Annotated in this window: 13 protein-coding genes; 5 read left to right on the forward strand and 8 right to left on the reverse strand. The window is 38.2% G+C overall.

From position 1 onward, the window contains the following. The first annotated feature begins 122 nt into the window (after nt 1-122). Complete coding sequence (locus O1450_RS01640) at nt 123-569, forward strand: hemerythrin domain-containing protein (protein ID WP_269229470.1); 447 nt, start codon at nt 123-125, stop codon at nt 567-569. Between the two features lie 37 nt (nt 570-606). Here the strand turns inward: O1450_RS01640 and O1450_RS01645 are convergent, their stop codons facing one another. The 3 genes from O1450_RS01645 to serA form a co-directional block, all read right to left on the reverse strand. After that, nucleotides 607-1,473, reverse strand: coding sequence for an EamA family transporter (locus O1450_RS01645; RefSeq protein WP_269229471.1), 867 nt, complete (start codon nt 1,471-1,473; stop codon nt 607-609). 91 nt (nt 1,474-1,564) lie between these two features. Then, nucleotides 1,565-2,434, reverse strand: a complete 870-nt coding sequence (locus tag O1450_RS01650) for an EamA family transporter (RefSeq protein ID WP_269229472.1) — start codon at nt 2,432-2,434, stop codon at nt 1,565-1,567. Between the two features lie 115 nt (nt 2,435-2,549). Next, on the reverse strand, nt 2,550-3,782 hold the full coding sequence (serA, locus tag O1450_RS01655) for a phosphoglycerate dehydrogenase (protein ID WP_269229473.1): 1,233 nt from the start codon (nt 3,780-3,782) through the stop codon (nt 2,550-2,552). Nucleotides 3,783-4,139: 357 nt separating this feature from the next. On the opposite strand from serA, the gene O1450_RS01660 reads away from it, so the two are divergent. Both O1450_RS01660 and O1450_RS01665 read left to right on the forward strand, forming a co-directional pair. Further along, nucleotides 4,140-5,549 (forward strand): FAD-binding oxidoreductase, encoded by a 1,410-nt coding sequence (locus tag O1450_RS01660; RefSeq protein ID WP_241282145.1) that lies wholly within the window; start codon nt 4,140-4,142, stop codon nt 5,547-5,549. Between the two features lie 488 nt (nt 5,550-6,037). After that, nucleotides 6,038-6,802, forward strand: a complete 765-nt coding sequence (locus O1450_RS01665; protein WP_269229474.1) for a nucleotidyltransferase domain-containing protein — start codon at nt 6,038-6,040, stop codon at nt 6,800-6,802. A 300-nt stretch (nt 6,803-7,102) separates the two neighbouring features. Here the strand turns inward: O1450_RS01665 and O1450_RS01670 are convergent, their stop codons facing one another. The 3 genes from O1450_RS01670 to O1450_RS01680 form a co-directional block, all read right to left on the reverse strand. Next, nucleotides 7,103-7,417 (reverse strand): putative quinol monooxygenase, encoded by a 315-nt coding sequence (locus O1450_RS01670; RefSeq protein WP_269229475.1) that lies wholly within the window; start codon nt 7,415-7,417, stop codon nt 7,103-7,105. Between the two features lie 12 nt (nt 7,418-7,429). Continuing rightward, nucleotides 7,430-8,020, reverse strand: coding sequence for an NAD(P)H-dependent oxidoreductase (locus O1450_RS01675; RefSeq protein ID WP_269229476.1), 591 nt, complete (start codon nt 8,018-8,020; stop codon nt 7,430-7,432). Between the two features lie 108 nt (nt 8,021-8,128). Further along, nucleotides 8,129-9,001 (reverse strand): DUF4349 domain-containing protein, encoded by an 873-nt coding sequence (locus O1450_RS01680; RefSeq protein WP_269229477.1) that lies wholly within the window; start codon nt 8,999-9,001, stop codon nt 8,129-8,131. 180 nt (nt 9,002-9,181) lie between these two features. Here O1450_RS01680 and O1450_RS01685 point away from each other — a divergent pair, with 180 nt between their 5' ends. Both O1450_RS01685 and craA read left to right on the forward strand, forming a co-directional pair. Then, nucleotides 9,182-9,553: a hypothetical protein gene (locus O1450_RS01685; RefSeq protein ID WP_269229478.1), complete on the forward strand. Its 372-nt coding sequence runs from the start codon at nt 9,182-9,184 to the stop codon at nt 9,551-9,553. A 363-nt stretch (nt 9,554-9,916) separates the two neighbouring features. Continuing rightward, a complete protein-coding gene (craA, locus tag O1450_RS01690) occupies nt 9,917-11,146 on the forward strand; it encodes a chloramphenicol efflux MFS transporter CraA (protein WP_269230391.1) in 1,230 nt (409 codons plus the stop codon). 92 nt (nt 11,147-11,238) lie between these two features. On the opposite strand, the gene sodC is transcribed toward craA, so the two are convergent. Together sodC and O1450_RS01700 are read right to left on the reverse strand one after the other, a co-directional pair. Continuing rightward, on the reverse strand, nt 11,239-11,823 hold the full coding sequence (gene sodC / locus O1450_RS01695; protein ID WP_269229479.1) for a superoxide dismutase [Cu-Zn] SodC: 585 nt from the start codon (nt 11,821-11,823) through the stop codon (nt 11,239-11,241). A 103-nt stretch (nt 11,824-11,926) separates the two neighbouring features. After that, nucleotides 11,927-13,024, reverse strand: coding sequence for an AI-2E family transporter (locus tag O1450_RS01700; protein WP_269229480.1), 1,098 nt, complete (start codon nt 13,022-13,024; stop codon nt 11,927-11,929). Nucleotides 13,025-13,314 lie beyond the last annotated feature (290 nt).

Here is a 13,314-nt window from a genome sequence, read left to right on the forward strand (position 1 = left end):
ATCTACGCAAACATCGCTGTTTAAAAAAGTGTCATTTTTTAATATGAAGGCTCAGCCAAACAGATCAACTAGAGAAGAATTGAAGTAAGTGTTGATTATGCTAGCCATCGTAGAGGTAAATAATGAATATATTTGAGGCACTCAGAGAAAGCCACGAACAACAACGTAACTTAGCTGAACGATTAATTCAGACCAGCGGACATACTCAAGAAAGGGAACATTTATTTAAACAGCTTAAGAATGAACTCTATGCGCATTCAGTTGCCGAAGACCGCTATTTATATATTCCTTTAATGTTTGATGATGTGGGTTTAGATATTACCCGCCATGCTTTATCTGAGCATCATGAAATGGATGAACTGATTGAAAAATTAGAAGAAACTGATATGAGTAATCCGAGTTGGTTAGCGACAGCAAAACAATTAAGTGAAAAAGTCCATCATCATTTAAAGGAAGAGGAACATAAATTTTTCCAACAGGCTGGAAAAATATTAGAGGATGATGAAAAGGAAAAACTAGGTAAAAAATATCTTACTGAATATCAGAAATATAAAAATGCAGATAGCTAATTTTCGTTATAACGAGAATGAGCAGAAAGGAGTGCTCTTACTGTGTTTGAGATTTTTCACCACGTAAGGTCACTCCAATTGATGCAATCATAATACATGTGAGTGCGATCCACTGGATGAAGCTAATTTGTTCATGCAGTAATACCAGTCCTGCTAAAGCAGCAAGCGCAGGTGCAAGGCTTGAAAGCGTACCATAGCTGAGTTTACTTAAACGTTTTAGTGCCATGAGATCGAGTGCATAAGGAATAGCTGTAGCTAGAATTGCAATGACTAAAGCTTTACCCCAATATTGAGTGTCGAGTAGAGCAGGTGCATTACTCCACAGACCAAATGGAAGTAAGGTCAGGGCAGATAAACCAATTGCGATGGTTAAGGCATGCATACCAATATTCTGTTGTACAACTCGATGTCCGAAATAAATATAAAATGCCCAAAATAATCCAGCACCTAAAGCGCACGCCGCGCCAAGATAGGAAAAATGCTCGGTATTTGTATCATGCCAAGGCACCATCAGTGCAATTCCTAAGACGGCAAAAGCTACCCAGATGTAATCACTACGTTGCTTAATTGAAAGTAAAGCTAAACCAAGAGGACCGATAAATTCTAAACCGACCGCAATGCCTTGAGGCAGCTTCCCTAAAGAGCTATAAAACAAGATATTCATACAGCCCAAAGAAGCGCTATATAGCAGTAAATCTCGCCATTTTAGGTATTTCAGTTTAGCGATCACTTTCCATGAGCGGAACATGATCGCAACTAGAATAGTGGCGAAGCTCAACCTTAAAATGGTCACGGTGAGAGGATCAAGTGTCGCAATCAGTTGTTTTGCAAATGAAGCACTGATTTGATAAGCCACCATGGAAAGAACCATGTATAGCACAGCGACCAACTGAATATTTTTCATGGGAGATCTACAAAATCAAAGTAAACAGACCTAAAAATAGGCGCGATGATTATATGCTGTGAAAACGACATTATGGTCATACGGTGAAATTTTATTGGGCCTCTTTCTGTTGTCGAGCCTGTTGAGTGGTAAAAGTACAACCGATCGATGCAGCTATAATCGTTGCTAAAGCGAGCCATTGATTCCAAAGCAACATTTCACCTAAGAAAATAAAGCCTGAAAGCGCAGCGACAGCAGGTTCTAAGCTCATTAATGTACCAAAGCTCAGTGGGGTTAAACTGCGCAAAGCAATCATTTCTAATGAGAAGGGTAATGCACTGGCTAAAATCGCAAGCCCAATAAAATAGTATAAATTGGGTAGTTCAAACACTCGATCTATTGCGCCTGAAAAGGCTGCGAAAGGAAGTAGGCACAGCATACCAATACTCATGCCTATACAAACCGTATGATTGCCTGAGATACCAGATGGCTTCTGTCCTGCAATAATGTACAGCGCCCAACATGCACCTGCACCGATGGCAAAGCAAACACCGATTAAATCAAGACCTTGTTGTGCTTGTTGTAGAGGAAATAATAGAACCAAGCCAAGAATGGCACAACCGACCCAGATGAAATCATATTTTTGTCGTGCATGAAATAGTGCAACACTTAAAGGGCCGATAAACTCAAAGGCAACTGCTAAGCCCAAAGGTAAACGCTCCAGTGATAAATAGAACAGGGCATTCATTCCAGCAAGTGCAACACCATAGCTGAGAATCGCTTTCCAACGCACTACTTTGAAATTGATGGTCCAAATTTTAAAAATCACTGCTAAAATGAGTGCACCAAAAAACAGACGCATGGCTGAGACCGTAAGGACTGGAAAACTTTGGAATAGAATTTTGGCTAAAGAACCGCTTCCTTGTACACACAGCATGGCAATCATTAACAACAATAAGGCATGAAGTGGGGTTTTGAACATTAGAGAAGCAACTTATTATTTGAACGATTGGTATATTATTCACATAATAATTCAAATGCGAATAAAAAAGCCACAGCTATTGCTGTGGCTTTTTATAGATTATTCTAAATTTAGCTTAGAACAATACACGTACACGAATTGTGCCTTCAACTTGGCTTAAGGTATCAAGTGCTTCTTGAGAAGCAGATGCATCAACATCCATAACTAGATAACCAATATCACCTTTGGTCATTAAAGATTGACCAGAGATATTGATGCCTTGTTCCGCAAATAATGTATTGATTTTAGACAACACACCCGGAACGTTTTTGTGGATGTGCAGTAAACGGTGTTGGCCATCAGAAAGTGGTAATGCGATTTCTGGGAAATTCACCGCAGAAAGCGTCATACCTTTATCTGAATATGCAACGAATTTTTCAGCAACTTCTAAACCGATGTTTGCTTGCGCTTCCATCGTAGAACCACCTACGTGCGGTGTTAAAATCACGTTGTCTAAGCCACGAAGTGGAGAAACGAATTCTTCACCATTAGCTTTTGGCTCTTTCGGGAATACGTCAACCGCTGCGCCAGCAATGTGACCAGATTTAATCGCATCTGCTAAATCTTCAATAATCACACATGTACCACGTGCAGCATTAATGAAGATCGAACCTTCTTTCATTTTCGCGAACTGTTCTTTTTTGAAGAAGTTACGTGTAGAAGGAACATCTGGAACGTGTAAAGAAACTACATCAGCAGTTTCTAAAAGCTCATCCAATGAACCCACTTGGCGTGCATTACCTAACGGTAATTTAGTTACCGCATCATAATAGCAAACTTTCATACCTAAGCTTTCAGCTAAAACTGAAAGTTGTGAACCAATTGAACCGTAGCCAATAATACCTAGAGTCTTACCACGCGTTTCAAAAGAACCAACCGCAGATTTGTTCCAACCGCCTGCATGTGTATCTTTTGATTTTTCAGGTACACGACGAAGTAATAAAATTGCTTCAGCAAGAACCAATTCTGCAACCGAACGTGTATTTGAATATGGTGCGTTGAAAACAGGGATACCACGAGACATCGCTGCTTTTAAATCGACTTGGTTTGTACCGATACAGAAACAACCTACCGCAATCAATTTATTCGCTGCTTCAAAGATTTCTTCAGTCAATTGAGTACGCGAACGAATACCAACAAAATGAGCATCTTTGATCGCTTCTTTTAAAGCTTCACCTTCAAGTGCAGTTTTGTGGTAGTCGATGTTGGTATAACCCGCAGCGTTTAATGTATCGATGGCATTTTGGTGCACACCTTCTAACAAAAGGAAACGGATTTTGTCTTTCGGTAGTGATAGATGTTGGCTCATTACGGCTCCGCTACAAAGGCCAAAATTTAGTTGCAGTATCATAGCATAGAGCTTTGAGATATAGATATTTCGTTTAAAATTAGCTCAGCATAAATGTTGAGAATTTTTCAGTTCCGAATGAATTTTAGTTTTTATACACATTTTGTTATGACACTATTGCCATCCTGTGCTTTATCCCTCGCTTGCTTACATGTAAAATAAAGAAATACGATAATCAAACTGATCAATTGAAAGTTTGATGCTTTCGCTAGCGTTTCTATATTTTGGATGTTTCGACACCTTTGTTTATAAGGTTTTGAAAAATATTATGTTGTCATCCAAAAGCCCTATATTTACTTCTTGCTAGGCCTGTAAACGATGAATGCTTCAGTCGCTTTGACACCTGAATTATTGACCCAATTGACGGCAATTGTAGGTGAAAACCGTATTAAAACCGATGCTGACAGTTTAGAAAATTGGGGGCGAGATCATACTAAACATTTTGATCCGAACCCATCAGTCATCGTTTTTCCATCAAGTACTGAACAAGTTCAGTCGATTGTAAAACTTGCCAATCAATTCAATGTTGCGATTACGCCATCGGGTGGTCGTACAGGTTTATCGGCTGGTGCTGTGGCGAATAATGGCGAAATCGTAATTAGTTTCGACAAGATGAATCAAATCTTAGAATTTTTGCCAGCGGATCGTATGGTTCGCGTTCAAGCGGGTGTTGTGACTGAACAATTACAAAATTATGCCGAACAACAAGGCATGTATTACCCAGTTGATTTTGCATCGACAGGTTCTAGTCAAATTGGTGGAAATATCGGAACCAATGCAGGCGGTATTAAAGTCATCAAATACGGCATGACACGTAACTGGGTACTTGGCTTAACAGTTGTGACGGGTAAAGGCGATATTTTACGTTTAAACAAAGGCATGATTAAAAATGCGACGGGTTATGCATTGCAGCATTTGTTTATCGGTGGTGAAGGCACATTAGGTTTAGTGACTGAGGCTGAGATTAAACTTGAGCGTAAGCCACAAAACTTACAAGTGATGGTATTGGGTACGCCTGACTTTGAAGCGGTAATGCCTGTATTACATGCTTTCCAAAAAGAAATCGACTTAACTGCATTCGAGTTCTTTGGTGAAGTGGCAATGCAAAAAGTCTTGGATCGTGGTCATGTACAGCGTCCATTTGAAACAACTTGCCCATTCTATGTATTACTCGAATTTGAAGCGCCGTATGAACCAATCATGGATAAAGCGATGCAGATTTTTGAGCATTGTATGGAACAAGGTTGGGTGATTGATGGCGTAATGAGCCAAAGCTTAGAACAAGCACAGAGCCTATGGCGTTTACGTGAAGATATTTCGGAATCGATTGCGCCGTATATCCCTTATAAGAATGATATTTCAGTATTGATTACGCATGTACCTGCGTTTATCTCAGAAATTGATGCGATCGTTTCACAAAACTATCCAGACTTTGAAATCTGCTGGTTTGGCCATATTGGTGACGGTAACTTGCACTTAAATATTTTAAAACCTGAAAACTTAACTAAAGACGAGTTTTTTGCGAAGTGTCAGGTGGTGAATAAATACGTGTTTGAGACTGTAAAAAAATATGATGGTTCGATCTCTGCCGAGCATGGTGTCGGTATGACCAAGAAGCCATATTTAGAGTATTCACGTTCGCCTGAAGAAATTGAATATATGAAAGCATTGAAGTTGGCGTTTGATCCGAATGGGATTATGAACCCAGGCAAATTATTTGATCTTTAATGCTTGATTAGATAAAAGAAGTTCTGCTAAAAGCGTATCGTAAGATGCGCTTTTTTATAAAACCAATATGAAAACTCAAGCTTATATTTATCTAGAGAGCGATCAAGTATATGGAGACTATATTGATCATTTTTATAATGAACATAATGTAAAGTGTATGCGTATTATGTTGAGAGTAAAAATTGGAAATGTATTTTACTCTTGTTCATTTATATTCAAAGACTTCTCTTCATGGATATTAGTAGAGCTTATTCATTGTGAAATAAATTTTCTTTGTTATGACGGAGAATTAAATTTCTTCAAGAATTACGAACTCCATAACTTAAAAAATGAACGGATAGGACTTATCTATTTTACTGATGTGTTATAGGTTAACTTAGCTATTAAATTAAAAATACTATTCTTTATTGGACAAATTAAGAGTAAAGAATCAAATTGATAGGTTACAAATAATAAAATTCTCGTTTAATCGAATCTTAGAGAGAAATATGAACATCCATCACGAAATCGAAAAACTATTCGAACAACGCCAAGACCTTCCATTGTTTTATATTGAAAGTGGTAGTCGTTTATGGGGGATGGCTAGCCCTGACAGTGACTATGATGTGCGCGGTTTTCATTTGCCGAGCAAAGACCAATATTTTGATTATAAAAAATATCGTGATCTGATCGAAATCATGGACGGTGATTTTGATTTCGTTTCTTATGATCTCGACAAAATGTTTGGCTTATTGGCAAAAAGTAACCCAACGGTATTGGAATGGGTCAGAGCACATATTGTTTATTTTAATGCTTTTCCAGAATGGCAAACCTTTCGCGATGGACTGATTGAGCGAATCGACTATAGTGCGCTATATCACCACTATTTATCACTGGCAAAAGGTGGCATGAAAGTGATGCAAACTGCGGATAATTTTACTTATAAGAAAGTATTTTATTCGATCCGTGGTTTGATGTCGGCAGAGTTAGCAACCCAAGAAGTCATGCCTGAATTATTGATTACCGATTTATTTGCGCAAGTCTATGAGCATGATCCATTACGTCATTGGGCAGAAGATTATTTGGAAATTAAAAAACAGCAGAAAGAAAAAGCTCAACTGCCAGAAGCGGAACAAGCCGCTATTCTGAATTTACTGGAAACCAAAATAGAGCAATTGGCTGCTAAAGAAATGCAAAAAGCTGATCGTCGAGAGGGCTTAGAGCGTTATTTAACGGAATATAGTCGTCATTTAAAGCAGCATTATTATCAGTAAAATTTTTTACTCACCATCTTGGTTGGACTTATATATTTCCAACTCATTGAAAAATAATTATCTTGGCGGGGGCTTGCCGAGTGCTTATCTAATTTCAGGATCAGCCTGCGGCTCGCCCTACTTTGGTTTCGCCCAAAGTAGGCAAAGGCATTGTCATCCGCAAAACTCGTTGACCTACCATCAACTAGTTTAATAAATCGCAGAAACATCCTTTTATTAATGAAGTCCTGTCTCAAACAGTTGCGGATGACGTTTCCGAGTATCATATTATTTTCGAACTTAGGTTAATGGTTTTATCTATTAAATCCCACTTTCCAAAATACGCACTTTGACATTAGCCACATGCGCTTTGGTCGCTTCAAAATGCTTCAACATATGTGCCGTTTGCATATGCGCTTCGAGATGAGCTGTGCTTTCCCATTGCTCTAACATCACAATGCTATTTTCATCTTGCGTCTGCATCGCAATTTCTGGCAGGTGATCAATCAGTGGCGCATAACCATGACAACCATCTTCTGCCAATACAGTTGGAATGATTTTTTGGAAAGCATCTAACACTGCTTGGCGGTGTTCTGCACCTGCATGTGTCTGAATTTCAGCAATAATTGTCAACATAGGATTTCTCTCTTAATGGGCAGTCGCAAAATGCTGATCTAAATGAGCTTTATAATCTTCGATATAGCTTGGCACATCAGGCATTTTGATTACATCATTCACGATAAATGTAGGTAATGATTCCATACCCAAGAACTGATTGGCTTTATGAAAAGGTAAATAAACGCCATCCACGCCCACGCCGTGAAAGAATTGATCAGGATCAGTGAACGCTTCCATTGGTGCATTCCATGTGAGCGACAACATGTATTTTTTACCTTGAATCAAGCCACCTGAACCATACTTTTTAGAAGCATCAGAACGGCTACGTCCATCGCTGGCATAAAGTGAACCATGACCAATCGTAAATACATCATCAATATATTTTTTCATCGTCCATGGTGCACCCATCCACCAACCTGGCATTTGATAGATCACCACATCTGCCCATAAATATTTTTCAATTTCTGCTTGTATGTCATAGTCACTGTCGGTACGAGTCACTTGTAGTGTATGACCTAAAGCTTTTAAATATGATTCTGAAAAGTCAGTCAGGGTGTCATTCAATTCACCATTTGAGTGAGCGAATTGTTTCGCGCCATTAATAATTAAAATATTGCTCATAAAATTAAACTCAAAAATAGATTTCTAAAACTTGGACACATTTTAGAGAATCTATTCATGAGTAAAAATGTGTAAATAAGCAAAATACTATTGACTAAAAATCAATAATTATGGGTTCTGTTTTCGTGTTTTATAGGCTTTACGGATTAACCAAACTGCAATAATCACAATGAAAAATGCCCAAAATTGAATCAACCATATGATGGTTTCTTTAAAATACGATAATCCAACTTTGAAGGCTTGAGCGATTCGAGTGAGTAATGGGTCACTGTCTAATGTTGCAATGCGATGAATATTTAAGTCTTGGCTTTTACGAACTTTAGGCTGTTGGAAAAACTCTAAACGAATGGTGCTATATGCTAGACGATCTTTCACTTCTAAATCAGTGAGCTGTTGTAATTGATTATTTACTGCATTAGATGCGCTATTACTTTGATTTGCGGTATTGAGTTTTTCTTCTAATAGCTTTAACTCATAACGTTTTGCTTCATAACTCTGCGTATTAAAATTCAACATCAAAGGCAGCATATTGTTTAAGAAACTTGTGACCTCAGCATTTGGAATACGTACCGTCAGTTGTACTGTTGGTGTGATTTTCTCATAAATATCCACGGTTCCATCGATGCGATCATGTTGAGAACGGTCACTCACTTGATAATCAATTTGCTTATTTTCAATATAGCCGTTGTATTGCAATAACTGCTGTTCAAGTGTAGATGTGGTTTTTAATACATCCTTTACTTCAAAGCGTAATTCAGCACTTTTAATCAATTGACGATTTTGTTCGAGAGCACTTTGTTGTGTGCTGACCAGCTGTTCAGGATTTTTTGCTGCATTTGCTCGAATTGTTTCACTATTAGGCGCCGCACTTTCTGTCGCTACAGATGCATCGCTTGCAGCACCTTCTTCTTTTTTCGAGCAGCCGACAATCGTACTACTGACGACTAAAATAATTGCTAATTGTTTTGCTAAATCTGACATTGGTTATGCCTAATCCGTGGTGATGTTCATGTTATAAAATTTGTTTTTTAGTGATTTGTGATGATGTTCAAATGATTGATAAATACAACAAATCTCTCATAAGTCACATACATTTTGTTGCTTTGAAATTCAGTTTTGCATAGTAGCATAAATGCATGTGGTAAATAGGAAAGGTACAAAATGTATAAAATTTGGATGATTTTAGGATGCGGACTTGTTTTAACGGCATGTAATCAGCCCGTTGATCAGTCACAACAACAAGCTGCTGTGCAAAAAAGTACAGCGATGCATGCGGTATTACTTGATCAACCGAATTTATTTCATGATGAAACTAATCTCAAAATTGATCAACAATTTAATAGCGCTGAAAATCCTACCGATGCTGAGATTACCGTTGAACAAACGCAATTAGATGATTCTGTTGCAGCTATTCGTACCGAATATGAGTTAAAGCGTGATCAAGAAGTCTGGAAGATTGTAAATAAAAAACAAAGTTATCAGTGTGCGAGAGGGGACAATACCAATAAATTCCAGTTTGAATTGTGTTCCTGAATCTCATTGATAAATTGACGATGAATAAAAACCAAACAAAAATGTGGATAACTTTTGGGTTATTCACATATCCACACAATTCCTTTTATTGCTTAAATTGCAGGCATTTTTAAAAAGTGCTAAAGTTGCGCTTGGAAATTTTTCCAATAGGTAAAACTTTTTACCAATCTCACGTAAATAAATTGTTTTCTTAATACACCTTGTGAATACGGTGTTTTCACATTTTTACATGCGCTCTCACTGCATGAAAATCAAAATTTAATTTAAATCAAAGCCATAAAATCGTGTGCTGATGATCCTATTTTCCTTTTATTTGTGGAAATGGGCTGTATACGAATTGGTTATTTTTGTGAATAGAACATGATGACGAATAATCAGAGCATGACGTTAAACCGTATAACGCTCATGTTTCCATTAGCTTTAGTGCTATTCGAATTTTCAGTTTATATCGGTAATGATTTAATTCAACCAGCGATGTTGGCGATTACGGAACAATTCGGTGTTAGTGCAACATGGGCACCATCTTCCATGTCTTTTTATTTATTGGGTGGAGCAAGCGTTGCTTGGTTACTTGGACCTCTTTCAGATCGTCTTGGACGTAAAAAAGTATTATTGGCAGGCGTGGCATTTTTTACCATCTGTTGTTTGCTGATTTTACTCACGCACAATATTCAACAATTCCTGACTTTACGTTTTTTACAGGGAATTGGCCTTACGGTCATTTCGGCAGTGGGTTATGCTGCAATTCAGGAAACATTTGAGGAGCGTGATGCCATTAAAGTGATGGCCTTAATGGCCAATATCTCATTGCTTGCGCCATTACTTGGGCCTGTTCTTGGTGCATTTCTGATTGATTATGTCTCTTGGCATTGGGGTTTTGTTGCGATTGCAATCGTTTCATTCCTGAGTTGGTTTGGTCTAAATAAATTTATGCCAGCAACCCAAGAGCGTCGGGCTAGACAACCTTTTAGTTATATTTTTGATGATTTCAAAAAAGTATTCACCAATCGCCGTTTCTTAGGGTTAAGCATTGCTTTACCTTTGGTTGGGATGCCATTAATGCTATGGATTGCGCTGTCACCCATTATCTTAGTCGATGAGTTGAAGCTTAGTAGTGTGCAATATGGTTTAGCGCAATTTCCTGTATTTTTCGGGCTTATTGCGGGAAATATTATTCTGATTAAGATTATTGATCGCTTTCCATTAGGTAAAACGATTTTGATGGGCTTACCCATTATGTTGCTCGGAACCTTGTTTTTGGTGCTAGGCGTGATTTGGCAAACTTATCTAGTGCCGTGTTTATTGATGGGTATGACCTTAATAAGCTTAGGAGAGGGGATTAGTTTTTCAGTTTTATATCGTTTTGCATTAATGTCTTCAGAAGTATCCAAAGGGACAGTCGCTGCAGCTGTTTCAATGCTATTGATGATGAGTTTCTTTGTGATTATAGAATTGGTGCGTCTACTTTATACGCATTTCCATATTTGGGCTTTTGCTTTAACGAGTGTCAGTTTGATCGGTTTTTGGTTTATGCAACCAAGAGCTGTACTCAAACAAGTGATGCAAGAACGTAAAGCCAAGGGAATCAATTAGTGAATAATATGCTGAACCAATAGCGTAGTCATTTGTAGCTGGATAAAATATCTACAAAACTGTGGATATCTTTTTAGATACCCCCAGTGCTTTTATGATTGAATAACACCACAGGCAATTCGCTCGCCACCACCACCTAAAGGCTTAGGTGTATCTGAATAATTATCTCCACCTGCATGAATCATGATCGCACGACCTTGAATATCTGAAAGTTTTAGGCGAGGAGCAATGACGGGTGTAACTGCAAAACCTTTGTCATTGACGACGAGTACAGGTAAATCACCTAAATGACCATTTTCTGGTGTGCCGTGATTGGCAGTGTGATCAGGGTTTAAGTGTCCCCCTGCTGCAAGAGCAGCTCCCATTTTTCCATCCTTTAATGCTGCTTCACATGAGCCGTTTTCATGGATATGAAAACCATGTTCACCTGGGGAAAGTTTCCAAAGCGCAGGGGTGATGAGTAAACCTTTTGCTGTTTGCTTAAATGTTACTGTTCCAATCGATGCACCTATACCTTTGGCGTCGACTTGATAAACTTGTATGAGTTGTTTCTGATCTGTTGTCGTTGGCTGTGTTTGAATTTTAGATGCGTTGTTGTCTAAGTTAATAGACGAACATGCACTCATCATCAAAACTAAACTTGCCAGAACACAAGACTTTTGTACCGTTGCAATCATTGCAAATTATCCTTATCTATCATCTTTATTTGTTGGATTCAAACAAAGTATGGAATAACTCCTAAGTTGTCAGTAAGATTAAATGGTAAGTCGTGTAAATAGATTACGGCTTTATTTCAGGTGGTGCTTCAATAGCAGCGATTGGCTCCTGAACATTTTCATGTAACCATTCACGCCAGATCGCCAATAAAATCGCCAAAATGACTGGACCAATAAATAAGCCCACTAAGCCAAAACTTGCGATTCCTCCTAGCACACCAAACATAATTAAAATGAATGGAATTTGGGTTGCGCCTGAGATAACTAAAGGTCGAATCACATTATCTGAGCTACTTACAATCAAGACACCCCATGTAATAACACCAATTGCTTCGACAGTCTGGCCTTGAGCAAATAACCATAAACTAACTCCTAAATAGGAGATGGGAGTTCCAAATGGAATTAAGGCCAAGATAAACGTCACCATGGTGAGTAGCATTGGGTTAGGCACACCTGCTACAAAGTAACTGAGACCCGCTAAAATGGCTTGTGCTACAGCAGTTAATCCCACACCATATACTACAGCGCGTGTTGTTTCTGAAATGGTTTCTAGATAATGATGTACGCGAGGACCAATGATCTTTTCTAATGCACGACTCACCTGAAACAAAATCATTTGCCCATCACGATAAAAAAAGAACAGTGTCATGATTGCAAAGGTCAGTTTAATTAAATTTCGACTAATCTCGCTCAGTACAAAACGACCATAGCTCAAATGACCTTGTATCCATTCGGCAACATTCTTCGCAATACTATTTGGATCGGCACTTAATTCATTGACTGTACGACTGATATCTTTACCGACAATTGGTAGTGTTTTAATAAATTCGGGGACTTGAATATGACCTGAGAATAATTGTTTTTGTAAATTAAAATATAAATTTCGACCTTCAAGTTGCAGCATGAAAATGGCACAAATAAAGGGAACCCCAATCACTAAAATGACCAACGTAATCATGATCGTTGCATTTAGCGTTGGTCGATTTTCACCAAAAAAACGACGTTGTACCCATAAATAAACAGGCCATGTCATATAAGCAATAATCGCTGCCCAAAGAACAGGAACGATAAAGTATTTGAGAATGCTGAATCCCAAATACATTAAGACAAAGAACAGTCCAAACAATAAAACACGTTGTAATGTGGGAGCGTATTGTTGCACAAGCTTCCGTCTCTAGGGCTAAAAGTTGAATAAAATCATATTAACTGAAAAATGCGTCCAGTAAAATTTTCATTCAGTAATTTCACGTTGAAATCTCTAAATGGAATCAGGGGCTAAACCGCTGGCATGTTTCAGCCAGCCGATTATTTTCAATGGAGTGGCCCGTGATCGGCAATATGTATATCTCAGCATCTATATCTCAGCATTTACGAAAGTTTTAAGACTGCAATACAGCAACTTACCATAGCAACATTTGCTATCGACTTTAATACAAGAGTTGTCAAAGAGTT

Source organism: Acinetobacter sp. TR11, from assembly GCF_027105035.1.
GTDB lineage: Bacteria > Pseudomonadota > Gammaproteobacteria > Pseudomonadales > Moraxellaceae > Acinetobacter.